The sequence below is a fragment of the Micromonospora sp. NPDC005707 genome (assembly GCF_040631005.1).
In the GTDB taxonomy this organism is placed as follows: Bacteria; Actinomycetota; Actinomycetes; order Mycobacteriales; family Micromonosporaceae; genus Micromonospora.
The window spans coordinates 147,007-167,955 of the sequence record NZ_JBEXYR010000012.1 but is presented as its reverse complement, the minus strand read 5'-3'; the positions used below and the strand labels follow the sequence as shown (position 1 = coordinate 167,955).

General features: G+C 74.9%; 21 protein-coding genes. 17 read left to right on the top strand and 4 right to left on the bottom strand.

Translation table 11 applies throughout. The annotated features are described in order from the left end of the window. Nucleotides 1–80: 80 nt before the first annotated feature. Genes ABZ452_RS23775 through ABZ452_RS23735 form a run of 9 tightly spaced genes read left to right on the top strand, consistent with a single transcriptional unit; the run spans nucleotide 81 to nucleotide 8,756 of the window. Nucleotides 81–1,109 (top strand): cytochrome c oxidase subunit II, encoded by a 1,029-nt coding sequence (locus tag ABZ452_RS23775; protein WP_357946731.1) that lies wholly within the window; start codon nucleotides 81–83, stop codon nucleotides 1,107–1,109. Between the two features lie 9 nt (nucleotides 1,110–1,118). After that, nucleotides 1,119–3,047 (top strand): cytochrome c oxidase subunit I, encoded by a 1,929-nt coding sequence (ctaD, locus tag ABZ452_RS23770; RefSeq protein ID WP_357946729.1) that lies wholly within the window; start codon nucleotides 1,119–1,121, stop codon nucleotides 3,045–3,047. Continuing rightward, nucleotides 3,044–3,670, top strand: coding sequence for a cytochrome c oxidase subunit 3 (locus ABZ452_RS23765; RefSeq protein ID WP_357946726.1), 627 nt, complete (start codon nucleotides 3,044–3,046; stop codon nucleotides 3,668–3,670). Before ctaD ends, ABZ452_RS23765 begins: the two co-directional genes overlap by 4 nt. Then, entirely contained in the window at nucleotides 3,670–4,071 is a 402-nt protein-coding gene (locus ABZ452_RS23760; protein ID WP_357946724.1) for a hypothetical protein, read from the top strand. Before ABZ452_RS23765 ends, ABZ452_RS23760 begins: the two co-directional genes overlap by 1 nt. After that, nucleotides 4,059–4,964 carry a cytochrome c oxidase assembly protein gene (locus tag ABZ452_RS23755; protein WP_357946721.1) on the top strand — a complete coding sequence of 302 codons (906 nt, stop codon included), beginning with the start codon at nucleotides 4,059–4,061 and terminating at the stop codon, nucleotides 4,962–4,964. Before ABZ452_RS23760 ends, ABZ452_RS23755 begins: the two co-directional genes overlap by 13 nt. Beyond that, nucleotides 4,961–5,347 (top strand): c-type cytochrome, encoded by a 387-nt coding sequence (locus ABZ452_RS23750; RefSeq protein ID WP_357946718.1) that lies wholly within the window; start codon nucleotides 4,961–4,963, stop codon nucleotides 5,345–5,347. Before ABZ452_RS23755 ends, ABZ452_RS23750 begins: the two co-directional genes overlap by 4 nt. Before the next feature lie 3 nt (nucleotides 5,348–5,350). Further along, nucleotides 5,351–6,136, top strand: a complete 786-nt coding sequence (locus tag ABZ452_RS23745) for a c-type cytochrome (RefSeq protein WP_357946715.1) — start codon at nucleotides 5,351–5,353, stop codon at nucleotides 6,134–6,136. Further along, complete coding sequence (locus tag ABZ452_RS23740) at nucleotides 6,133–6,996, top strand: Rieske 2Fe-2S domain-containing protein (RefSeq protein ID WP_357946712.1); 864 nt, start codon at nucleotides 6,133–6,135, stop codon at nucleotides 6,994–6,996. Before ABZ452_RS23745 ends, ABZ452_RS23740 begins: the two co-directional genes overlap by 4 nt. Further along, complete coding sequence (locus ABZ452_RS23735) at nucleotides 6,993–8,756, top strand: ubiquinol-cytochrome c reductase cytochrome b subunit (RefSeq protein ID WP_357946709.1); 1,764 nt, start codon at nucleotides 6,993–6,995, stop codon at nucleotides 8,754–8,756. Before ABZ452_RS23740 ends, ABZ452_RS23735 begins: the two co-directional genes overlap by 4 nt. Before the next feature lie 60 nt (nucleotides 8,757–8,816). On the opposite strand, the gene ABZ452_RS23730 is transcribed toward ABZ452_RS23735, so the two are convergent. From ABZ452_RS23730 to ABZ452_RS23720, 3 genes are read right to left on the bottom strand one after another with little or no spacing between them, the layout of a single operon-like run. Next, the gene (locus tag ABZ452_RS23730) at nucleotides 8,817–9,671 is read right to left on the bottom strand and encodes an ABC transporter ATP-binding protein (RefSeq protein ID WP_357946808.1); all 855 of its coding nucleotides are present in this window, start codon (nucleotides 9,669–9,671) and stop codon (nucleotides 8,817–8,819) included. A 26-nt stretch (nucleotides 9,672–9,697) separates the two neighbouring features. Then, nucleotides 9,698–10,723, bottom strand: coding sequence for an iron chelate uptake ABC transporter family permease subunit (locus ABZ452_RS23725; protein WP_357946706.1), 1,026 nt, complete (start codon nucleotides 10,721–10,723; stop codon nucleotides 9,698–9,700). Beyond that, the gene (locus ABZ452_RS23720) at nucleotides 10,720–11,751 is read right to left on the bottom strand and encodes an iron ABC transporter permease (RefSeq protein ID WP_357946805.1); all 1,032 of its coding nucleotides are present in this window, start codon (nucleotides 11,749–11,751) and stop codon (nucleotides 10,720–10,722) included. The genes ABZ452_RS23725 and ABZ452_RS23720 overlap by 4 nt, the downstream gene beginning before the upstream one ends. Nucleotides 11,752–11,865: 114 nt before the next feature. Between ABZ452_RS23720 and ABZ452_RS23715 the strand changes: the two genes are divergently transcribed. From ABZ452_RS23715 to ABZ452_RS23685, 7 genes are all read left to right on the top strand, one after another. Continuing rightward, on the top strand, nucleotides 11,866–12,903 hold the full coding sequence (locus tag ABZ452_RS23715; RefSeq protein WP_357946704.1) for an ABC transporter substrate-binding protein: 1,038 nt from the start codon (nucleotides 11,866–11,868) through the stop codon (nucleotides 12,901–12,903). Continuing rightward, the gene (locus ABZ452_RS23710; protein WP_357946701.1) at nucleotides 12,900–13,736 is read left to right on the top strand and encodes a siderophore-interacting protein; all 837 of its coding nucleotides are present in this window, start codon (nucleotides 12,900–12,902) and stop codon (nucleotides 13,734–13,736) included. The genes ABZ452_RS23715 and ABZ452_RS23710 overlap by 4 nt, the downstream gene beginning before the upstream one ends. A 101-nt stretch (nucleotides 13,737–13,837) precedes the next feature. After that, nucleotides 13,838–14,962 carry an FUSC family protein gene (locus tag ABZ452_RS23705; protein WP_357946698.1) on the top strand — a complete coding sequence of 375 codons (1,125 nt, stop codon included), beginning with the start codon at nucleotides 13,838–13,840 and terminating at the stop codon, nucleotides 14,960–14,962. A gap of 3 nt (nucleotides 14,963–14,965) precedes the next feature. Next, nucleotides 14,966–16,081, top strand: coding sequence for a Xaa-Pro peptidase family protein (locus ABZ452_RS23700; protein ID WP_357946802.1), 1,116 nt, complete (start codon nucleotides 14,966–14,968; stop codon nucleotides 16,079–16,081). Beyond that, nucleotides 16,078–17,220 carry an acyl-CoA dehydrogenase family protein gene (locus ABZ452_RS23695; RefSeq protein ID WP_357946695.1) on the top strand — a complete coding sequence of 381 codons (1,143 nt, stop codon included), beginning with the start codon at nucleotides 16,078–16,080 and terminating at the stop codon, nucleotides 17,218–17,220. Before ABZ452_RS23700 ends, ABZ452_RS23695 begins: the two co-directional genes overlap by 4 nt. A 90-nt stretch (nucleotides 17,221–17,310) precedes the next feature. After that, the gene (locus tag ABZ452_RS23690; RefSeq protein ID WP_357946692.1) at nucleotides 17,311–17,820 is read left to right on the top strand and encodes an Lrp/AsnC family transcriptional regulator; all 510 of its coding nucleotides are present in this window, start codon (nucleotides 17,311–17,313) and stop codon (nucleotides 17,818–17,820) included. 272 nt (nucleotides 17,821–18,092) lie between these two features. Further along, the gene (locus ABZ452_RS23685) at nucleotides 18,093–19,802 is read left to right on the top strand and encodes a CDP-glycerol glycerophosphotransferase family protein (RefSeq protein ID WP_357946689.1); all 1,710 of its coding nucleotides are present in this window, start codon (nucleotides 18,093–18,095) and stop codon (nucleotides 19,800–19,802) included. A gap of 133 nt (nucleotides 19,803–19,935) precedes the next feature. Here ABZ452_RS23685 and ABZ452_RS23680 read toward each other — a convergent pair whose 3' ends face one another. Further along, nucleotides 19,936–20,547, bottom strand: a complete 612-nt coding sequence (locus ABZ452_RS23680) for a histidine phosphatase family protein (RefSeq protein ID WP_357946687.1) — start codon at nucleotides 20,545–20,547, stop codon at nucleotides 19,936–19,938. A gap of 155 nt (nucleotides 20,548–20,702) precedes the next feature. Here ABZ452_RS23680 and ABZ452_RS23675 point away from each other — a divergent pair, with 155 nt between their 5' ends. After that, entirely contained in the window at nucleotides 20,703–20,897 is a 195-nt protein-coding gene (locus ABZ452_RS23675) for a CsbD family protein (RefSeq protein ID WP_262284140.1), read from the top strand. Nucleotides 20,898–20,949 lie beyond the last annotated feature (52 nt).

Here is a 20,949-nt window from a genome sequence, read left to right as displayed (position 1 = left end):
ATAGGGCGGGCCGTGTGCCATATGCCGCCGTTCAGGATAAAAGGTATGAACGCTGACAAGCGGTACTAAGGTCCTTGCCGGTGAAGACGACAGCGCAGACCACCTCGCGCCCGGCGCGGCGGCAGCGCCGGCCGCGATCGGTGCTGCCGCTGCTGTACGGCCCGCTGCTGCTCGCCGGCTGCTCCGGCGGCAGCCCGTCGGCCCTGAACCCGGCGGGGACCGGGGCGGCGCGGGTCAGCGGCCTGTGGTGGCTGTTGTTCTGGCTCTCCATGGCGGTGTTCGCCGAGGTCATGGTGCTGCTCGCCTGGGCGCTCGTGTTCCGGCGCGGCGCCGCCCGGGTGCGTCACGGCCAGCCGTTGCGCTTCGTGACGATCGCCGGGGCCGGGCTGCCGTTCGTCATCCTCGTGGCGGTCTACGGCGTCGGCCTGCGGGACCTCGCCGCGCTCGGCGCCGGCCCGGGCCGCGACGCGCCCACCGTGGAGGTCACCGGCCACACGTGGTGGTGGGAGGTGCGCTACGCGGGCGCCTCCGGCGCGACCGCCAACGAGATCCACATCCCGGTGGGGGAGCGGGTCCGGGTCCGCCTGCGCACCGACGACGTGCTGCACAGCTTCTGGGTGCCGCAGCTGATGCCGAAGATGGACCTGATCTCCGGCGAGACCCGGGAGACCTGGGTGGAGGCCCGGCGCGGCGGCAGCTTCCGCGGCCAGTGCGCCGAGTACTGCGGCACCCAGCACGCCCACATGGCGTTCCTCGTGGTGGCCGAACCCCGCGCCGACTTCGACGCCTGGCTGGCCCGGTTGGACGCCCCCGCCCGGGCGCCGCGGACCGAGGCCGAACGGCGCGGCCAGCAGACCTTCGTCCAGGGCACCTGCGCCGCCTGCCACACGGTCCGCGGCACCGGCGCGCAGGGGCAGGTGGGGCCCGATCTGTCGAACCTCGGCCCGCGGTGGAGCATCGGCGCCGGCGCGGTGCCCAACGACGCCGGGCACCTCGGTGGTTGGATCGTCAACTCGCAGACCGTCAAGCCGGGCAACGCCATGCCGCCGCAGCCGGTCGACGCCGCGCGACTGCCCGACCTCATCGCCTACCTGCGGTCGCTGGAGTAGGGGGCCGCCATGTCCTCGACCACCAGCACCGCGCCCGGCGTGGGCCGAAACGACCTGGCCCGGCTGGCCGAGCACTGGGCCGAGCCCCGCTCGCTGCGCGCCTGGTTCACCACCGTGGACCACAAGAGGATCGGCCGGCGCTACCTGGTCACCGCCGCGTTCTTCTTCGTCCTGGCCGGTCTCAGCGCCCTGGTGCTGCGCACCCAGCTCGCCCGGCCCGAGTCCGGCGTGGTGTCGCCGCAGGAGTACAACCAGCTCTTCACCATGCACGGCACGGCGATGATCTTCCTGTTCGCCACCCCGATGCTCTTCGGCTTCGGCAACTTCCTCGTGCCGTTGATGATCGGTTCCCGGGACATGGCGTTTCCCCGGCTGAACGCCTTCGGCTACTGGGTGTTCCTCTTCGCCGGCCTGTTCATGTGGGCCAGCCTGCCCTTCGGGGCGGCGCCCAACAACGGCTGGTTCGCGTACGCGCCGCTGAACCAGGTGCAGCACAACCCGGGCCCGCACATGGACGTCTACGCCCTCGGGCTGCTGTTCCTCGGCATCTCCACCACCTCGGGCGCCATCAACTTCATCGTCACCGCGCTCAAGCTGCGGGCGCCGGGGATGTCGCTCAACCGGGTGCCGCTGTTCGTCTGGGCGATCGTGGCCACCGCGTTCATGGTGGTCTTCGCCCTGCCGGCGCTGAACGCGGACAACGCGATGCTCTTCTTCGACCGCCGGTTCGGCACCCACTTCTTCGACCCGTCCGGCGGCGGGAACGTGCTGCTCTGGCAGCACCTGTTCTGGATCTTCGGACATCCCGACGTGTACATCATCGTGCTGCCCGCGCTGGGCATCGTCTCCGCGGTGCTGCCCGCGTTCACCCGCCGCGGGGTGGTCGCCTATTCGCTGATCGTGCTCTCCATCGTGGCGATCGCGATCATCTCGTTCGGGGTCTGGGTGCACCACATGTTCGCCACCGGGTTGCCGCAGCTGTCGTACAGCTTCTTCAGCGCGGCCAGCACCGTCATCACCATCCCGTCCGGCATCCAGATCTTCGCCTGGCTGGCCACCATGCTGCTCGGTCGGCTGGTGCCGCGGGTGCCGCTGCTGTTCGTCGTCGGGTTCATCGTGACCTTCGTCCTCGGCGGCGTCACCGGCGCGATGTTCGCGGTGACCGCGTTCGACCAGCAGGTCACCGACTCCTACTTCGTGGTGGCGCACTTCCACTACGTGCTGATCGGCGGGGCGGTCTTCCCGATGCTCGCCGGCATCTACTACTGGCTGCCCAAGATCACGGGCCGGATGTACCACGAGGGGCTCGGGCGGTGGGCGTTCGGGCTGACCCTCACCGGCATGCACGTCACCTTCTTCCCCATGCACCTCACCGGCCTGTTCGGCATGCCGCGGCGCGTCTACACCTACCGCAGCGAGCCGGGTTGGGACGGGTGGAACCTGGTCAGCACTGTCGGCTCGTACCTGCTGGCGCTCGGGCTGCTGCTGGTGCTCGTCGGCGTGGTGCACGCGGTGCGGCGGGGCCGGCCGGCGCCGCCGGACCCGTGGGAGGGCGACAGCCTGGAATGGTCGACGGCCTCGCCGCCCGAGCCGTACAACTTCCCGGTCATTCCCCGGGTGCACAGCCTGCACCCCGTCTGGGACGCGCGGACCGCCGAGTCGACCACCACCGGCGCGAGCGCGGACCGCGTCCTCAGCGAGGGCCGGCGCACGCTGGTCACCAGCGAGCTGGACGCGCGCACCGAGCGGGCGGTGGCGATGCCCGAGCCGTCGTTCAAGCCACTCGTCCTCGCCGGCGCGCTGCTGGTCTTCTTCACCGCCATGCTGCTGGCCGCGTACCCGGTCGCGGCCGTCGCCGTGCTGGTGGTGGCGGCGACGATCGCGGCCTGGCTCTGGCCGCCGCGCCGCCCCGACGAGGAACTCGGGGTGGCGTCATGACCGACCGGGGCGGGGTCGTGGCCGCGGCCACCGGCCTCACGGCGCTGACCACGGAGGAGCCGGTCGGCCGGCCGACCGGCTGGTGGGGCATGGTGCTGTTCGTGGCCACCGAGGCCACCCTCTTCGCCTGCCTGCTCGGCAGCTACTTCTATCTCCGCTTCCAGTTCGGTCCGCAGTGGCCGCCCGGCGGCGACAAGCCGAAACTGCTCCTCCCGCTGCTGATGACCGCCGTGCTGGTGCCCAGCAGCCTGCCCGTGGTCTGGGCCGAGCACGGCATCCGGCGCGGCCGGCGCGGGCGGCTGCGCGCCGGGCTGGCCGCCACCCTGGTGCTCGGGCTGACCTTCCTGGCCCTGCTGGCCGTCGAGTACGCCGAGGACCTCAAACACTTCACCATGACCACCGACGTCTACGGCTCGCTGTTCTACCTGATCACCGGCTTCCACGGGCTGCACGTGCTGGTCGGGTTGACGATGATCGGGTGGCTGCTCGCCGCCTCCCTGCGCGGTGGCAGCTTCGGGTCCCACCGCCACGAACGCGTCCGCAACGCCGCGATCTACTGGCACTTCGTCGACGCGGTGTGGGTCGCCATCCTGTTCACCATCTACCTGTCCCCGCGGCTGTGATGACCACCGGGCCCGGTCCGCACACCCGCCTGGCCGGCGGGCTGCTGCTCTGGTACGGCGTGCTCGGCGGGGCCGTGGCCTGGGCCGCGCACCTGCTCGTGGCCTGGCCGCTGGACGAGCTGACCTGCGCCGCGGGCCGCGAGCGCATCTCCGCCGTGCCGCTCTGGCTGGCCGTGTGGCTCGCGGTGGTGATCCCGGGCCTGGTCACCGTGGGCTCGCTGCTGGTGGCCACGCTGGTGTGGCGGCGCACCGCCCGGGCGTCGTCGGCCGGCGCCGGGGACCGGGCCGTCGACCGCTCCCGGATGCTCGCCGTGGTCGGGGTCTGGGCGAACCTGCTGTTCCTGACGATCATCGTGCTCGGCGGGGTCGCCGTGCTGGTGTTCCCGCCATGTCAGGGCTGACCGTCTACCGGGCCCACGGGTCCGGCGCGGGCGACGTGACCGACGGGCTGCTGGCGATGCTGTCCGTGGTCGTGGTCTGCCTGCTCGCGGCCGGCTACGGCCGGGGTGTGCAGGAGCTGTGGGCGCGGCGGGGTCGCGGCCGGGTGGTGGCGGGCCGGCGGGTGACGGCGTTCGGCGCCGGGCTGCTGGTGGTGCTGGCGGCCGACCAGGGGCCGGTGCACCGGCTGGCGGAGTCCTCCTACGCCGGGCACATGGCTCAGCACATGCTGCTCCTGCTGGTGGCGGGCCCGCTGCTCGCGGCCGGTGCGGCGGGACTGCCGCTGACCATGGCCGCGCCCCGGCCGCTGCGCCGGCTGCTGGCCCGCCTCCGGGCCGCGGCGCCGGTGCGCCGGCTGCGCCGCCCGACCGGGTACGCCCTGCTGGCCGCGGCGGCGCAGACCCTGGCCCTGTGGCTGTGGCACCTGCCGGGCCCGTACGTCGCCGCGGTGGACCGCCCGGTCCTGCACGCCGCCGAGCACCTGAGCCTGGTGGCGGCGGCCTGGCTGCTCTGGGCGCCGGTGCTCGGCCCGGCCCGGCACCGGACGCCCCCGCCGGTCTCGCTGCTGCTGCTGGTCGGCACCATGCTGCCCGCCTCCGCGCTCGGCGCGGTCCTCACCTTCGCCCCCGAGCCGGTCTACCCCCTGCGTGTCCTCGGCCCCGACCCGCTCGCCGACCAGCAGCTCGCCGGCCTGCTCATGTGGGCGCCCATGGACCTGGTGGTCCTGGTGGCGGCGCTGGCGGTCTTCCTCGGCTGGCTGCTGCGCCTGGAGCGGGAGCGGCCCGGCCGCCTGGCCACGGCCCGGCCCGGCGCGCCGCCGGCGACGGGCGCCGCAACCGAAGGGATGGTGCGATGAGCCGTCGACTCTGGATGCTGGCAACCGTGCTGGCGGCACTCCCGGTCGTCGCCGTGTCCGGCTGCGCGTCGACGTCGCCACCACCACCGCCCGAGTCCCACGCCGGGCGGCCGGACCGGGGCGCGAAGCTGATCGCCCAGTACGGGTGCGGCTCCTGCCACACCGTCCCGGGCGTCGACCGGGCCGGTGGGCTGGTCGGCCCGCCGTTGACCCGCTTCGGCGCCCGGTCGTACATCGCCGGTGAGCTGCCGAACAACGCGGACAACCTGCGGCGGTGGATCACCGACCCGCAGGCCGTCGAGCCGGGCACCGCCATGCCGAACCTCGGCGTCAGCGCGATCGACGCGCAGGACATCGCCGCGTACCTCTACACGCTGGACTGACGGATGCGGCGACCACGAGCGATGACCCTGCCCGCCCCGCACCCGCGCCGGGCCCTCGTGGTCGGGTCCGTGCTGGCGCTCGCCGCGGGCCCGGTGGCCCTCGCGCCCGCACCCGACCCCACGCCGACCCCGGCCACCACCACCCCCGCCGGTGACCGCGGCACCCAGCTCTACCTGCAGCAGTGCGCGAGCTGCCACGGCGTGCGCGGGCAGGGGTCGCAGCAGGGGCCGTCCCTGGTCGGCGTCGGGCCGGCCGCGGTGGACTTCCAGCTCTCCACCGGCCGGATGCCCGTGTGGAGCGAGGTCTCCCAGGCGCGGCGCCGCGAGCCCGTCCTCTCCGCCGGCGACATCTCCGCGCTGGTCGACCACGTCGCCAGCTTCGGCGGCGACGGCCCGCGGATCCCCCGGGTCGCCCCCGGCGACGTGGTCTCCGGCCGGGACCTCTTCGCCGCCAACTGCGCGCCCTGCCACGGGGCTACCGGCTCGGGGGCCGTGCTCACGAACGGCTGGAGCGCCCCACCGCTGTACGACGCCTCGGCCACCCAGGTCGCCGAGGCGGTCCGGGTCGGGCCCGGGCTGATGCCGGCCTTCCCCGGCCAGGTGCTCACCGATCAGCAGGTCGACGACCTGACCAGCTACGTGCGGCGGCTGCGCACCGAGCGGCTGGACCCGGGCGGCAACCCGCTCGGCCGGCTCGGCCCGCTGGCCGAGGGGCTGCTCGCCTGGCTGGCGGTGCTCGTCCTCCTGGTGGCCGGCGTGCGCTGGCTGGGCCGGAGGGCGGCGGAGTGAGGCGCCCGCCCCCGTCGCCCGCCGAGGAGTCCGCGAGCCGCCGGATCGTCGGCGCGTTCCTGGTGAGCGCCGCCGGAGCGGTCGGCTTCGCGGTGGCCTACGGGCTGGGCGGCGACACCCGGTGGGAGGGGGTGAGCCTGGCGGTCGCGTTCGCCGGCCTGGCGGTGGGGCTCGCGGTCTGGGCCCGGCGGCTGGTCCCCGTCGGCGGGTACGTCGAGGAGCACGAGGGCTTCCCCTCGCCACCGGCCGAGCAGGCGATGACCGCGGCGGAGTTCGCCGCGCCGGACAGCCCGACGCGCCGGTACGGCCTGCTCGCGGCACTCGGGTTCGCGCTGACCGCCCTCGGCGTCGCGGCGCTGTTCCCGCTGCGCTCCCTGCTCCCCGGGGACCGGGCGCGCCCGCCCCGGGCCCTCAGGGACACCCCGTGGGGGCCCGGCGTACGGCTGGTCGACGACACGGGACGGCCCCTGCGGCCGGACGACGTGCCCGCCGAGACGCTGGTGGCGGTCTTCCCCGAGGGGGACCCCGACGCCGGCGACGCCCCCGCCTTCGCGGTCCGCCTCGACCCCGAGCGCTTCGCCCACCCGCCCGCCGGCGGCCACCTGGGCGGCCTGGTCGTCTGGTCGATGCTCTGCACCCACGCCGGCTGCCCGGTGCGGCTCTACCTCAAGGGCACCGGCCGGGTGCTCTGCCCCTGCCACCAGTCGTCGTTCGACCTGCTGGCCGGGGCCCGGGCGGTCGCCGGTCCCGCGGCGCGGCCGCTGCCGGGACTGCCGATCGAGGTCGGCCCGGACGGCTTCCTCCGGGCCACCGGCGACTTCACCGCGCCGCCCGGCGCCGGCTTCTGGAGCCGGCCATGATCATGAATCGGCTGGCCCGCGCGCTGGACGACCGGCTCCGGCTCTCACCGATCACCCGCCGGGCGCTGGCGAAGGTCTTCCCCGACCACTGGTCCTTCATGCTCGGCGAGCTCGCGCTCTACTCGTTCGTGGCGCTGATCCTCACCGGCGTCTACCTCACCTTCTTCTTCGACGCCAGCTCCGCCGACCGCGTCTACCACGGGTCGTACGCCCCCCTCGACGGCAGCACCACCTCGGCCGCGTACGCCTCGGTGGTGCGGCTGAGCTGGGACGTGCGCGCCGGTCTGCTCATCCGGCAGACCCACCACTGGGCCTCCCTGGTCTTCGTCGCCGCGATCGTCCTGCACCTGGCCCGGATCTTCTTCACCGGGGCGTTCCGGAAGCCGCGCGAACTCAACTGGCTGATCGGCGTCACCATGCTGACCCTCGCCCTGGCCAACGGCTTCACCGGCTACTCCATGCCCGACGACCTCCTCTCCGGACTGGGCCTGCGGATCATCACCTCGGTCGTGGAGTCGATCCCCCTGGTCGGGACCTGGCTGGCCGCCCTGGCCCTGGGCGGCGAGTTCCCCTCCGACGCGATGATCCCGCGCATGTTCGTCACCCACGTGCTGCTCGTGCCGGCCGTCCTCGTCGCCCTCATCTCCCTGCACCTGGGCATCCTGGTGCGGCAGAAGCACACCCAGTTCCCGGGCCCGGGCCGGACGGAGCACAACGTGGTCGGGTCCCGGCTCTGGCCGAGCTACACCCTGCGCTCGCTCGCCCTCTTCGCCTGGGTCCTGGCGGTCCTGTTCGCCCTCGGCGGCCTGGCCCAGATCAACCCGGTGTGGCTCTACGGGCCGTTCGAGCCGGCCCAGTCCACCTCGCCGGCGCAGCCGGACTGGTACGTCGCCTGGGGCGACGGCGCGCTGCGCCTGTTCCCGCCCTGGGAGTTCCGCGTCGGCGGCTACCTGGTGCCGGCGCCGTTCTTCCCCGGCGTCGTGCTCGGCGGGCTGACGTTCATGGCCCTCTACCTCTGGCCGTTCGCCGAGCGCCTGCGCACGCGCGACCGCCGCCCGCACCACCTGCTCGACCGGCCCCGCGACCACCCCGTGCGGATCGGTGTCGGGGTGGCCGCCCTGACCTTCTTCGCGGTGCTCGTGGTGGCCGCAGGCGACGACCTCCTGGCCCGGCTGCTCGGGGTGCCGGTCTACGACCTGCTGTACCTCTTCCGGGTCCTGGTGCTCGCCCTGCCGCTCCTGACCGGCGCGGTCGCGTTCCTGACCGCGCGGGCGCTGCGCCGCGGCGACGCGACCTCGCTCGGGGACCTCACCCGGGCGGACCTGCGGCGTGCCGGCCGTCCCTCCCGCCGACCCGCCCCGCGCGACGACGAACCCGAGACGCCCGCGCCGGACCGGCCGGGGGAGCGGATCGAGCTGTGGCCGGAGGGGGAGGTGTGGCGGTGGCGCTACCGCGACGAGGCCCGGCGGCTGGTGCTCACCGCCAACCGGGTCGCGGTGTCGGAGGAGGAGGCGGTCGAGGCCGCCCGGCTGGCGTACCCGGGCGTGGACCGGGTCGTGGTGCCGGGGCCGCCCCCACCGCCCCCGCCCGGACCGGTCCGGGCCGCCCTGCGCCGCTGGGGACGGGCGGCGGCCGCCGGTTCGTTGCTCGCCGCGGCGCTGGTCGAGCGCAGGCGTGACCGCCGCCGGCAGCGCGACGGCGACGACGCCGGTGCGGCGGAGAAGGCGGACGCGGCGCCGCGCGGTGGCGAGCCGACGTGAGGCGGGGCTGACGCTCAGGGTCTGGGCACGTCCCGCAATTCCCTCTCGCACCGGTCCGGGTCAACCGCCGCCCGGTCCGGTGCCGGCCGGGGCCCTGCCGGCGTCGGCGCCGGCGGTACCGGATCGACGGGCCGCCGGGAGGACCAGCGGGGTGCCGGTCTCCGGGTCCTCGATGATCCGGCAGGGCAGGCCGAACACCTCCTCGACCAGCTCGGTGGTGACGATCCGGCGCGGGTCCCCGGCGGCGACCACCCGCCCGTCGCGCATGGCCACCAGGTGGGTGGCGTACCGGGCGGCCTGGTGCAGGTCGTGCAGCACCGCCACCAGCGTGCGGCCCTGCTCCTCGTGCAGCCGGGCGCAGAGGTCCAGCACCTCGACCTGGTGGGCGATGTCCAGGTAGGTGGTGGGCTCGTCGAGCAGCAGCAGCGGCGTCTGCTGGGCCAGCGCCATGGCGATCCAGACCCGCTGCCGCTGCCCGCCGGACAGCTCGTCGACCGGCCGGTCGGCCAGCTCCGCGACCCCGGTGTCGGCCATCGCCCGGTCGACCACCCGCTCGTCCTCGCGGGACCACTGCCGCAGCAGGCCCTGGTGCGGGTAGCGGCCCCGGGACACCAGCTCGGCCACCGTGAGCCCGTCCGGGGCCACCGCCGACTGCGGGAGCAGCCCGAGGGTACGGGCCACCTGGCGGGCCGGCCGGCGGTGGATGTCGGCGCCGTCGAGCAGCACCGTGCCCCGGGCCGGGCGCAGCAGCCGGGCCAGGGCGCGCAGCAGCGTCGACTTGCCGCACGCGTTCGGCCCGATGATCACTGTGAAGGACCCGTCGGGGACGGCGACCGTGAGGTCCTCGGCGACGGTGCGCCGGTCGTAGCCGAGTGTCAGCGCCTCGCCGATCAGCCGGGGGGTGTCGGGCCGCATCAGGGTTCCCTTCTCGTCGGAGCCGGTCATCGCCGGCTCCCGCGTTCGCCGGCGAGGAGCCAGGCCAGGTAGCCGCCGCCGAGCACGCCGGTCACCACGCCGACGGGCAGTTGCCGGCCGGCGACCGCGTGCTGGGCGAGCTGGTCGGCGGCCAGCAGCAGGGCCGCGCCGACGACCGCCGACGGCAGCAGGTTCGGCCCGGGCGCGCGGGTGAGCCGGCGGGCCAGGTGCGGGGCGGTCAGCGCCAGGAACGACACCGGCCCGGCGGCCGCCGCGGCGACCGAGACCAGCAGCACGGCCGAGCCGAGCGCGGCGCCCCGGACCCGGCGCACCGGCACGCCGAGCCCGGCCGCGGAGTCGTCGCCCATCTCCAGCAGCCGCAGCGCGGGGGCGCGGGCGAGCAGCACGGCGGGCAGCAGCACCGCCAGCGCCGCGAGCACCGGCAGGGCGTTCGCCCAGCCCCGCCCGTCCAGGCTGCCGGTGATCCAGAGGGCGGCGCGGGCGGCGTCCATCAGCGGGGCGCGGGTGAGCAGCCAGCCGTTGACGCCGGTGAGGACGGCGGTGAGCCCGATGCCCACCAGCACGAGCCGGTGCCCGCCGACGCCGTGCCGGCCGGCGAGGGCGTAGAGCAGCAGGCCGGTGGCCAGTCCGCCGGCGGCGGCCGCCCCGGCCAGCGCGGCGCTGCCGCCGCCGACCACGACCACGGTCAGCGCGCCGGTGGCCGCGCCGGAGGTGACCCCGAGAACGTCCGGGCTGCCCAGCGGGTTGCGGGTCAGCGACTGGAACACCGCGCCGGCCAGGCCGAGGGCGGCCCCGACCGCGAGGGCCGTGACGAGCCGGGGCAGCCGCAGCTCGGTGACGATGAACCGGTCGGCGGGGCTGCCCCCACCGGCCAGCACCCGCAGCACGTCGGCCGGTGCGATCGGATAGTCGCCGGCGCCGACGGCCAGCACGGCGAGGGCGAGGGCGAGGATCGCGCCGGCCAGGCCGACGACGAGGGCGCGGGGGTGCAGGCGCAGCGACAGCCCGCCGGGAAGGCGCAGCACGATCACAGCCGGCCCACCCGCCCGCGCCGCACCAGGTGCAGGAAGAGCGGCCCGCCGAGCACGGCGGTGACCAGGCCCACCTGGAGCTCGCCGGGGCGGCCCAGCAGCCGGCCGGCCACGTCGGCGGTGAGCAGCAGCACCGGCGCGAGCACCGCGCACCAGGGCAGCAGCCGGCGCGGGTCGGGCCCGGTGAGGGCGCGCACCAGGTGCGGGGCGAGCAGCCCCACGAAGACGATCGGCCCGCAGGCGGCGGTGGCCGCCCCGCAGAGCAGCGTGACGGCGACGATGACCGCGCCCCGGACCAGGCCGGGCCGGGCGCCGAGTGCCCGGGCGGAGTCGTCGCCGAGGGCCAGGGCGGCCAGCGGGCGGGTCACCAGCAGGGCGATCAGCAGTCCGGCCAGGACGAACGGCAGCAGGCTCGGCACGGTGTCGGTGCGCGCGCCGGCGAGGGAGCCGACGGTCCAGAACCGCATCCGCTCCAGCGACGTGCTGTCGACCAGCATGACGGCGCTGACGTAGGAGTAGAGGGCCGCGTTGAGCGCCGCCCCGGCCAGGGCCAGCCGGGCCGGGGTGGCCTGCCGGCCGCCGGCGATCGTGTGCACGGCGACGGTGACCGCGGCGGCGCCGAGCAGCGCGTACCAGACCTGGTGGTCGAGGTCGCCGACGCCGAGCAGCACGGTGGCGGTGGCCACCGCGGCCGACGCGCCCGCGTTGATGCCGAGCAGGCCGGGGTCGGCGAGCGGGTTGCGGGTCAGCGTCTGCATGGCCGCGCCGGCGACGCCGAGCGCCGCGCCGGCGGCGAGGCCGAGCAGGGTACGGGGCAGCCGTCCCTGGTGCACCACGGCGTACTCGGGGGAGGCCGGGTCGGTGAGGCCGTGCCACACGTCGGCGAGGGAGAGCGGCTTCGCGCCGAGGGCGAGGCTGAGCACGGCCACCGCGGCGAGCAGCAGCACGCCGAGGGCGAGCCCGCCGGCCCGGAGCCGGCGGCGGCCGGGTGCCGGGGCGGTGACGGCGCCGCTTCGGGGTGGGGTGATGACGGACAGCGTGGGCTCCGAGGGGGCAGGAAGGGCCTTGACGAGAACGTGGGTTAGGTTAGCCTAACCTCGCTGTCCATGGTCGTTCGCAGACCCGTACCGAAAGACTTCGCCATGCCCGATGCCCTGTCCCACCGCCGGCTCTCCCGCCGCGGCCTCCTCGCCGCCGCCGGCGCCGCCGGCCTCGGCGCCCTCCTCGCCGGCTGCGGCAAGGACGGCGGCGACGCCGCCACCAGCACCGGCCCGACCGGCGGCCCCTGGTCGTTCACCGACGACCGGCAGCAGAAGGTCGACGCCGCCGCCCGACCGTCCCGGATCGTCGCCTTCACCGGGGTGGCCGCCGCCCTGGTCGACTTCGGACTCGACAAGCAGATCGTCGGCGTGTTCGGCGAGACGAAGAAGGCCGACGGCAGCAAGGAGCCGCAGGCCGGCGACCTGAACGTCGAGCAGGTCGAGATCCTGGGCAACGCCTGGGGCGAGTTCAACCTGGAGAAGTACGCCGGGCTCCGCCCCGACCTGCTGGTCACCCACATGTACGACCCGGGCGCGCTCTGGTACGTCCCGGACGAGAGCAAGGCGAAGATCCTCCCCCTCGCACCGAGCGTCGCCGTCACCACGGCCCGCGTGCCGATGACCCGCCCGATCGAGCGGTACGCCGAACTCGCCGGCTCCCTCGGCGCCGACCTCACCGCGAAGAAGGTCACCGACGCGAAGGCCCGGTTCACCGCCGCCGCCGACGCGGTGCGCCAGGCGGTCAAGGCGAACCCGGGGATCAAGGTGATGGCCGCCTCCGGCAGCCCCGACCTGTTCTACGTCTCCAACCCGAAGATCAGCACCGACCTCATGTACTTCGTCGAACTCGGCGTCGACATCGTGGTGCCGACCAAGCTCGAACAGGGTGACTACTTCGAGGCGCTGAGCTGGGAGAACACCGGCAAGTTCCCGGCCGACCTGATCCTGCTCGACAACCGACCCACTGCCCTGCAGCCGAAGGACCTCGCCGCCAAGCCCACCTGGGCGCAGCTGCCCGCGGTCAAGGCCAACCAGGTCACCCCGTGGGACGCGGTGCCCCGCTTCTCGTACGCCGGCGCCGCCCCGCTGCTGGAGAACCTGGCCACCGCCATCCGGGGCGCGAAGAAGGTCACGGCGTGACCACCGCCGTCGCCCTGCGGTACCGGTTCTACACCGCCCGGGTGCTCGTCACCCGGGCGGTGGGCGACTGCCTGGTCCGGGTCACCTTCGGCGGCGAGGACCTCGGCGGGTTCGCCGGCGGCGGCCGGGACCAGAGCGTCTCGCTCTTCCTGCCGCACCCCGGCCAGGACACCCCGGTCGTCCCGGTCGAGGCCGGCGAGGACTGGTACGCGGCGTGGCGGGCCCTGGACCCGGACGTGCGGGCCGTGATGCGCTCCTACACGATCCGCGCGCAGCGCCCCGAGGCCGGCGAGCTGGACATCGACTTCGTCCGGCACGGCGACACCGGCCCGGCCACCCGCTGGGCCGGCCGGGCCCGCCCCGGTGACCGGGTGCTGCTGCTCGGTCCGGCCGTGCCCGACGAGCGCACCGTGCGCTTCCAGCCGCCCACCGGCGCCGACTCGGTGCTGCTGGTCGCCGACGAGACCGCCCTGCCGGCCGTCGGCGGGATCCTCGACTGGCTGCCCGCCGGCACCCCGGTCCGGGCCTTCGTCGAGGTGCCCGCGGCCGGCGACATCCAGGCGCTGCCCGGCGCCGCCCGCGCCGAGGTGACCTGGCTGGTCCGGGGCGCCACCACGCCGGCCGGCAGCCTGCTGGCCGACACGGTGCGCGCCGCGCGGCTGCCCGGCGCCGCCCCGTACGCGTGGATCGCCGGCGAGGCCGGCATGGTCCGGGCGGTCCGCCGGCACCTGGTCGGCGAGCGCGGCCTGGACCGCCGTCGGGTCACCTTCGCCGGCTACTGGCGGCGCGGCGCGTCGGAGGAGGACCTCCGGGCCGAGGCCGCCGGCGCCTGAGCGGCCCGGCGGCGGGACTACCGGAGCGCCGTCGGGGTAGAGGGGAGCGTGATCGCGCCCGCGCCGCACCGCCGGCGGCGCCCCGCCCCGCGGGACGCGCCGTGACCGCGGTGGTGGCCGCCGCCCGGCGGCACGCGCAGGAGGCGTTCGAGCGGCTGCGCCGGTACTTCATCGTCGCCCTGCAGGCCGGGCTGGCGGCCGGGCTGTCCTGGTACGTCGCCAACACTCTGCTGCACAACCCGCAGCCGCTGTTCGCGCCCGCCGCCGCGGTCGGCACCATCGCGGCGGCGATCGGCAACCGGGTACGCCGCACCGCCGAGCTGCTCGGCGGGGTGATCCTCGGGGTGCTCGTCGGTGACCTGATCATCCAGGTGATCGGGAACGGGCCCGTGCAGACCGGGCTGGTCGTCGCGCTGGCCATCTCGGCGGCGGTGGTGTTCCGCAGCAGCGGGGCGGTGATGGTGCAGGCCGGCAGCACCGCCGTCCTGCTGGGCACCGTCGAGCCCAGCGCGCCGGACCTCGCCGTGCCGCGGACCGCCAACGCGCTGGTCGGCGGCGGGGTGGCCGTGGTGGTGGCGCTGCTCCTGCTGCCGCTGAACCCGGTCCGGGTGGTGCACCGCGCCGCCGGCGCCAGCTTCGACATCTTCGCCCACCAGCTGACCGTCACCGCCGAGGCCCTCTCCGCCGGCGACCCGGGGCGGGCCGACGCGGCGTTGCAGCGCCTCCAGACCGCCGAGGCGGAGCGGAAGGAGACCACCGAGATCGTCGCCGCGGCCGCCGAGGTCGCGTCGCTGTCCCCGTGGCGGTGGCGGCGCCGCTCCCAGCTGCGCCGCTACGGGCACGCCGCCACGCACCTGGAGCTGGCCTTCACCAACAGCCGCAACATGGTCCGCCGGGTGGTGTCGCTGCTCGACGCGCGGGAGCCGGTCCCGGCCGACCTGCCGGTCGCCATCGAGACGTTCGGGCAGGCCCTGCGGCTGCTGCACCGCGACTTCCTGGCCGGCCGGACCCCCGAGATCGCCCGGTCCCAGGCGTTGCGCGCCGCCGAGGCGGCCCGCCGGGCCCGGGCCACCGGGCTCGGCTTCTCCGGCACCATCGTCGCCTCGCAGGTCTTCATCGTGGTCAGCGAGCTGCTCCAGGCGTCCGGCCTGACCAAGGCCGAGGCGGACCGGATGAGCGGGTTCGAGCGGCGACCGGGGTCCCGCAGCCGCCCAAACGACCGTTAAGCTCTGGGGGTGGGAACCGACGAGCTGTACCCGGCCGAGCGGCTGGCCGCCGCCCAGCGCGCCACGGCCGCCGCCGGCCTGGACGCGCTGCTGCTCACGCCCGGCTCCGACCTGCGCTACCTGACCGGCTACGACGCGCACGAGGGGGAGCGGCTCACCTGCCTGGTGCTCCCGGCCGACGGCGAGCCCACCCTGATCGTGCCGGTGCTGGAACGCCCCGGCGCCGAGGCCGCGCCCGGCGCCGGCTACCGGATCGTCGACCACGCCGACGGCACCGACCCGTGGCCGCTGGTGCGGGCCGCGCTGCCCGGTCCGGCCGCCGCCGTCGGGCTGGCCGACCGGATGTGGGCCGAGCAGGTGCTCGCCCTGCGCGCCGCGCTGCCCGACGCGGCCCAGCGGCTCGCCTCCGAGGTGCTGCGCGAGCTGCGGATCCGCAAGTCGCCCGCCGAGGTGGCCGCCCTGGCCGAGGCGGGCGCCGCGATCGACGCGGTGCACCGGCGGATGGGGGAGTGGCTGCGCCCCGGCCGGACCGAGGCCGAGGTGGCCGCCGACATCGCCGCCGCCATCCGCGCCGCCGGGCACGTCCGGGTCGATTTCGTCATCGTGGCCGCCGGCCCGAACGGCGCCAGCCCGCACCACCAGACCGGCGACCGGCCGATCGGCGCGGGCGAGCCGGTGGTGGTCGACATCGGCGGCACCATGCCGTCCGGCTACCGCTCCGACTGCACCCGCACCTACGTCGCCGGCGGTCCCGCCCCGGCCGAGTTCACCGACTACTACGCCGTCCTGCACGAGGCGCAGCGCGCCGCCGTGGCGGCCGTCCGCCCGGGGGTCACCGCCGAGGCGCTCGACGCGGTCGCCCGGGACATCATCACGGCCGCCGGTCACGGCGGCGCGTTCCTGCACCGCACCGGCCACGGCATCGGCCTCGACACCCACGAGGAGCCGTACGTCGTGACCGGCAACCCCCGGCCCCTCGAGGCCGGCATGGCGTTCTCGGTCGAACCCGGGATCTACCTCGCCGGGCGGCACGGCGCCCGGATCGAGGACATCGTCGTCTGCACGACGGACGGCGGGCAGCGGCTCAACACCACCCCCACGGAGCTCATCGCGCTATGACTGTCGACCGGATCCTCCCCACCGACGAGGCCCACGATCTGCTGGACCTCGCCACCGAACTCGCCGACCGGGAGCTCGCCCCCAGGGCCGCCGGCTTCGAGGAGCGCGCCGAGTTCCCCCGCGAGGTGCTGCGCACCCTGGGCCGGGCCGGCCTGCTCGGCCTGCCGTACGCCGAGGAGCACGGCGGCGCCGCCCAGCCGTACGAGGTGTACCTCCAGGTGCTGGAGATCCTGGCCAGCCGCTGGCTCGCGGTCGCCGAGGCGGTCAGCGTGCACACGCTGTCCTGCTACCCGCTCGCCCAGTTCGGCACCGACGCGCAGCGCAAGCTGCTGCCCGACATGATCGGCGGCGAGCTGCTGGGGGCCTACTGCCTCTCCGAGCCGCAGGGCGGCTCCGACGCGGCGGCGCTCACCACGAAGGCGGTCCGTGACGGCGACGACTACGTGGTCTCCGGCACCAAGGCGTGGATCACCCATGCCCGGGTCGCCGACTTCTACAACATCTTCTGCCGCACCGGCGGCCCCGGCCCGAAGGGCATCTCCTGCCTGCTGGCCGACCGGAACACCCCCGGCATCCACCCGCAGGCCGCCGAGCGGACCATGGGCCTGCACGCCTCCCCGGTCGCCCAGATCGCCTTCGACGAGGCCCGGGTGCCGGCCGAGCGGCTCATCGGCGGGGAGGGGGCGGGCTTCACCATCGCCATGTCGGCGCTGGACTCGGGCCGCCTCGGCATCGCCGCCTGCGCGGTCGGCCTGGCCCAGGCCGCCCTGGACTACGCCGTCGGCTACGCCCGGGAGCGCCAGCAGTTCGGCCGGTCGATCATCGACTTCCAGGGGCTCGGCTTCGCCCTGGCCGACCACGCCACCCAGATCTCCGCCGCCCGCGCCCTGACGCTGGCCGCCGCCCGGCTGCGCGACGCCGGCCGGCCGTACTCGATCGAGGCGGCGAAGGCGAAGCTGTTCGCCACGGACATGGCCATGCGGGTGACCACCGACGCGGTGCAGGTGCTCGGTGGCGCCGGCTACGTCGCCGACCACCCGGTCGAGCGGTACATGCGCGAGGCGAAGGTGTTGCAGATCGTCGAGGGCACCAACCAGATCCAGCGGCTGGTCATCTCGCGGGCCCTGGCGAAGGGCTGATCGCACCGGTGCGCGACACCCGGCACGCGCAGCGTCACGGCGGCGGGCCGGGTGCACCGTGGGAGCGCTTTTCCAGGTAGGTTGCACCGCGTGGAGGAGATCGACCGCGCCATCGTCGCCGCGCTGACCGGAGACGGTCGGCTGTCGTACACGGACCTGGCCGAGAAGGTGGGGCTGTCGGTGTCGGCCGTGCACCAGCGGGTCCGCCGGCTGGAGCAGCGCGGCGTCATCAAGGGGTACGCCGCCCGCGTGTCGTTCGAGGCGCTGGAGCTGCCGCTGACCGCGTTCGTGGCGATCCGGCCGTTCGACCCCTCGCAGCCGGACGACGCCCCGGAGCGGCTGGCCCACCTTCCCGAGATCGACTCGTGCTACTCGGTGGCCGGCGAGGACTTCTACCTCCTGCTGGTGCGGGTGGCCAGCCCGGCGGACCTGGAGCGGGTGCTGCAGGAGATCCGGACGTCCGCGAACGTCACCACCCGGACGACCGTCGTGCTCTCCACCCCGTACGAGCATCGCCCGCCGAAGGTCGGCCCGGATCCGGTGGACCAGCACCGGCTCCGTGGGGTCTCGGCCGGTTCGGCGGGTCCGCAGGGGGGTTGACCCCGCTCCGGGAGCGATGATCACCTCCGCCGGCCGCACGCCTGTCATCGGGCGACGGCAGGCGGCGGCGCGCGTGTGCCGGTGGGCGGATCGGGGCGATCCGCGACCATCCGCCTACGCTTTGAACCAACGTTCACCGGGCCGTGGGGGCTCGATGAGCGGGTGAGTCAGTTGGAGAAGGAGTTGGCGTTGCGACAGAACTACCTGGCGGATTGCCGGGGTCGGGCGAGGCGGCAGCAGTGGATCAGCCCCCGGTCGGCGGGGATCGGGCGATGACGGCGTCGAAGCCGGGCCGGTCCCGGTTCAGCGGATGGCTCGCGGAGGCCCGGACGTCGGCGGCCGGGACGCGACTGCCCACGTCGGCGGTCGAGGTGGCGGCCCTGGCCGCCCTGCTGCTCGCGGCGGTGGGGGACTCCCGCCTCTGGGCGCTTCCCCCGGCCGCTCTGGCGCTCGCGCTGCTGGCCTGGACGTGGCGTGGCGGTTCGGCGGCCGCCGGGACGGCCGTCGTGGGGCGCGTCCTCCTGCTCGCCTGCGCGTACCTGCTCGGCGCCGTACACGGCAGCCTCGATCCGGCCCTGGCCGTCGGTGTCGCCGTCGCCGGCCTGGCGATCCTCAGCGAGCCGCTCCTGGCCTCCGTGTCCGAGGCGGTCTACCCCGTCTCCGCCAACCTGCCCGGCAACGGCTCGCGGCCGGACCGCAGCCCCAACACAGGCCGGGTGGCGCTGGGCAACGGCGTCGCGGTCCTCGCGGCGCTGGTCTGCGCGTTCACCGACGTCTCCGGGTGGATCGCGCTGGTGGTGGCGACCGCGGCGCTCGGGTTGACCCTGTTCACCGGGCTGCAGGCGGTGAAGCGAGTGCGGGCACGGCGCAGCCGTGAGACGAAGCTGCTCGCCGCGCTGACCGCCTACGAGCCGGTCTTCCTCGTGCACTGGAACGCGCCCGCCGGCACCGCCTACCAGCTCGCGATGTGGTTGCCCTATCTGGAACGCCTCGGCCGCAAGTTCTTCGTGCTGGTGCGCAACCAGACCAACTTCAACGAGGTGGTGGGTCTCACCAAGGCTCCGGTGGTGCTGCGGATGGGGCTGAACCAGATCGACGACGCCATCGCCCCGTCGCTGCGGGCGGCCTTCTACGTCAACACCGCGACGATGAACAACCACGTCCTGCGGTACACGAACCTGAAGCACATCCAGCTCAACCACGGCGACAGCGACAAGGTGCCGAGCTACAACCCGATCTTCCGGATCTACGACAAGAACTTCGTCGCCGGCCAGGCCGCGATCGACCGGTTCGCGGCCAACGGCGTGAGCATGCCCGCGGAGATGTTCACCATCGTCGGGCGCCCGCAGGTGGAGAACGTCGCGATCGCCACCGAGCCGATCGCCTCGATCGCCAGCCCTCGGGTCCTGTACGCCCCGACGTGGGCCGGCTTCTACGCCGACTCCAATTATTCGTCGCTGCTCGTCGGGTACGACATCGTGAAGGCGCTCGTCGCCCGCGGGTGCAGCGTCGTCTTCCGGCCGCATCCGTACAGCCGGCGGTCCGCGGAGTTGAGCCGGGAGTGCGAGCGGATCCGGACGCTGCTGGCCGACGACCGCCGGACGAACGGACGGCCGCACGTCTTCGGCACCGAGGCCGAGGTGACCATGTCGGTCGCGGACTGCTTCAACGCCTCGGACGCGATGGTGTCGGACGTGTCGAGCGTGGTGGCCGACTACCTGTACTCGGAGAAGCCGTTCGTGATGGTCGCCGTCTCGGTGCCGGCGGCCAGGTTCCCGGAGGCGTTCCCGCTCGCGCGGGCGGCCTACGTGATCGACGCCCACGGCGACCGGTTGCAGGGGCTCGACGCCGTCCTCGACGACTTCCTCGGCGCCGACCCGCTCGCCGCCGCCCGCCGCGACCTCAAGAAGTACTACCTCGGGGACATCCCGGCGGACCGGTACGCGCAGCGCTTCCTCGACGAGGCCTCGCGCTACCTCTGACGGCGCGCGGCGTGGCCGCCCACGATCGGCTCCGGTTCGGCATGGACGCTGGACCGGAGCCGGTCGTTTGTGCGGCCGCTCCCGCAGGCCCGGTACGCCCGCACGGCCGTCCACGCCCGACCCGAGCCGGAGATCAGTGCCGTGCCACCCGGTCGGTACCGGCCGGGCCGGTCTGCGGAACGGGCTGGTTCCAGCGCAGGATGACGCGCCGCCCGTGCTCGTGGCCGAGGACGCTGAGGGTGGCGGTGTCCAGCCGCAGCAGCCCGCCGGCGGACGGGGGGAGGCCGATCCAGCGCGCGCCGAGCACCCGCAGGCTGTGCGCGTGGCCGACCAGCGCGACGCTGCCGTGCTCCAGCAGCGGGGCCACCCGGTCGAGCACCCGGTCGAGCCGGGCGCCGACCTCGGCCGGTGACTCCCCGTCGGGGCAGCCGTCGGTCCAGATGTTCCAGCGGGGGTTCTCCTCGTGGATGTCCACGGTGGTGCGCCCCTCGTAGGCGCCGTAGTTCCATTCGGCCAGGTCGGGGTCGGTGGCGTCGACGGTGAGCCCGGCCAGGTGCGCGGTGCTGGTCGCGCGCTGCCGGGGGCTGGACAGCACCCGGACGAAACGCCGGCCGGCGAGAGCCACGGCGAGCGCGCGGGACTGGCGTTCGCCGTCGGGGGTCAGCTCCAGGTCCGTGTACGAGGTGTGCCGGCGGCTGGCGCTCCAGGTGGTCTCGCCGTGCCGGATCAGCAGGATCTCGCTCACCCGCCCAGTCAACCACGGACCCGCTGCCGGGACCGGCCGGCGCTGGAACCTATCTTCCTAGGATGCCTTACGGGGTGCGCGCTCGCGCACGACGTTTGGGGGGACCGGCACCGGGGACGCAACCGGCGGAAGCCCGAACGAGCCGAGGAGGCGGGATGAGCTTCACCGACAAGGCCAAGAGCCGGGCCCAGGAGATGGCCGGCGCGGCCAAGGAGCGGATCGGCGACGCCACCGACAACGAGCGGTTGCGGGCCGAGGGCGCCAACGAGCAGAGCGCCGCCCGGGCGCGGCAGGCCGGGCAGAACGTCAAGGAGGCCGGACGCAACGTCCGCGACGCCTTCGACAAGTGACACGTACGGCGGCGGGCCCCCGGATGACCGGGGGCCCGCCGCCGTGCGCTAC

What these genes read in the sequence shown, in the direction of transcription:
- ABZ452_RS23735 (WP_357946709.1), top strand. Translation starts at nt 6,993, where the DNA reads ATGATCATGAATCGGCTGGCCCGCGCGCTGGACGACCGGCTCCGGCTC.
- ABZ452_RS23745 (WP_357946715.1), top strand. Translation starts at nt 5,351, where the DNA reads ATGCGGCGACCACGAGCGATGACCCTGCCCGCCCCGCACCCGCGCCGG.
- ABZ452_RS23685 (WP_357946689.1), top strand. Translation starts at nt 18,093, where the DNA reads ATGACGGCGTCGAAGCCGGGCCGGTCCCGGTTCAGCGGATGGCTCGCG.
- ABZ452_RS23755 (WP_357946721.1), top strand. Translation starts at nt 4,059, where the DNA reads ATGTCAGGGCTGACCGTCTACCGGGCCCACGGGTCCGGCGCGGGCGAC.
- ABZ452_RS23715 (WP_357946704.1), top strand. Translation starts at nt 11,866, where the DNA reads ATGCCCGATGCCCTGTCCCACCGCCGGCTCTCCCGCCGCGGCCTCCTC.
- ABZ452_RS23765 (WP_357946726.1), top strand. Translation starts at nt 3,044, where the DNA reads ATGACCGACCGGGGCGGGGTCGTGGCCGCGGCCACCGGCCTCACGGCG.
- ABZ452_RS23750 (WP_357946718.1), top strand. Translation starts at nt 4,961, where the DNA reads ATGAGCCGTCGACTCTGGATGCTGGCAACCGTGCTGGCGGCACTCCCG.
- ctaD (WP_357946729.1), top strand. Translation starts at nt 1,119, where the DNA reads ATGTCCTCGACCACCAGCACCGCGCCCGGCGTGGGCCGAAACGACCTG.
- ABZ452_RS23760 (WP_357946724.1), top strand. Translation starts at nt 3,670, where the DNA reads ATGACCACCGGGCCCGGTCCGCACACCCGCCTGGCCGGCGGGCTGCTG.
- ABZ452_RS23695 (WP_357946695.1), top strand. Translation starts at nt 16,078, where the DNA reads ATGACTGTCGACCGGATCCTCCCCACCGACGAGGCCCACGATCTGCTG.
- ABZ452_RS23675 (WP_262284140.1), top strand. Translation starts at nt 20,703, where the DNA reads ATGAGCTTCACCGACAAGGCCAAGAGCCGGGCCCAGGAGATGGCCGGC.
- ABZ452_RS23730 (WP_357946808.1), bottom strand. Translation starts at nt 9,671, where the DNA reads ATGCGGCCCGACACCCCCCGGCTGATCGGCGAGGCGCTGACACTCGGC.